1 protein-coding gene is annotated in these 1,431 nt (G+C 43.9%); it reads right to left on the bottom strand.

Annotation, left to right across the window (positions count from 1 at the left end; genetic code table 11):
- Positions 1 to 1,431 (bottom strand): DUF7507 domain-containing protein (locus tag U0D62_RS25510; protein ID WP_463428674.1); only part of this gene is annotated, 1,431 nt, incomplete at both ends.

Genomic DNA, 1,431 nt, shown 5'->3' with positions numbered 1-1,431 from the left:
GTTACACTGATTCCGGTCAGATCTACATTTCCGGTATTGGTCACTGTAAAGACATAGTTGATTGTATCTCCGGCATCAATGATACTGTTACCATTGGTATCTACATAGGTATCGGTCTTAGTGATATCTAATAGTGGTTGACGTAAGTCGGTTACTGTTGGATCGTCTGGACTTCCGTCATTGTCTGGATCTACATCGGTAGTATCATCTGGATCATCAGAATCATCTTCTACAGGTGGACCCGTTGGATCTAAAGGATTTGGTGCACTTACAACTGCCTGGTTACTGAAACTACCAGCGGTAATGTCTGCTGCGGTGATTACATAGCTTGCGGTATAGGTACTGTTGTCACTCGCTCCTACTACTAAATTAATTGTTGTAGCTGGCGTTACTGTTGCCAGAGCGTCTGTTACCTGTATATTGAATAAGTCAATGTTTCCGGTATTAGTCACTGTAAACACATAATTGATCGTATCCCCAGCATCAATGATACTATTACCATTGGTATCTACATAGGTATCGGTCTTGGTGATATCCAGTAATGGTTGACTCAGGTTGGTTACTGTTGGATCATCAGGACTACCGTCATTGTCCGGATCTACATCGGTAGTGTTATCTGGATCATCAGAATCATCGGTGATATCTGCTCCACCCAGTGGGTTCGGTGCTGTGGCAACGGCGGTGTTGCTAAAGCTACCGGCGGTAATATCTGCGGCAGTAATGGTATAACTTGCGGTATAGGTACTGTTATCACTCGCACCTACTACTAAATCAATCGTCGTAGCTGGTGTGACTGTAACTAAAGCATCTGTTACACTGATTCCGGTCAGGTCTACATTTCCGGTATTGGTCACTGTAAACACATAGTTGATCGTATCTCCGGCATCAATGATACTGTTACCATTGGTATCTACATAGGTATCGGTCTTAGTGATATCCAATAGTGGTTGACGTAAGTCGGTTACTGTTGGATCGTCTGGACTTCCATCATTGTCCGGATCTACATCGGTAGTATCATCTGGATCATCAGAATCATCTTCTACTGGTGGACCTAATGGGTTTAATGGGTTCAAGGCACTGGCTACGGCGGTATTGCTAAAGCTACCAGCGGTAATGTCTGCTGCGGTGATTACATAACTCGCGGTATAGGTACTGTTGTCACTTGCTCCTACTACTAAATCAATCGTCGTAGCTGGTGTTACGGTAACTAAGCCGTCCGTAACACTGATTCCTGTAAGGTCTACATTTCCGGTATTGGTCACTGTAAAGACATAGTTGATCGTATCCCCGGCATCAATGATACTATTACCATTGGTATCTACATAGGTATCGGTCTTAGTGATATCCAGTAATGGTTGACTCAGGTCGGTTACTGTTGGATCATCAGGACTACCATCATTGTCCGGATCTACATCGGTAGTGTTATCTGGA

The sequence above is a fragment of the Aquimarina callyspongiae genome (genome assembly GCF_034322225.1).
Lineage (GTDB): Bacteria > Bacteroidota > Bacteroidia > Flavobacteriales > Flavobacteriaceae > Aquimarina.
The sequence above is the reverse complement of the archived record's forward strand: the minus strand, read 5'-3'. Positions and strand labels throughout refer to the sequence as shown.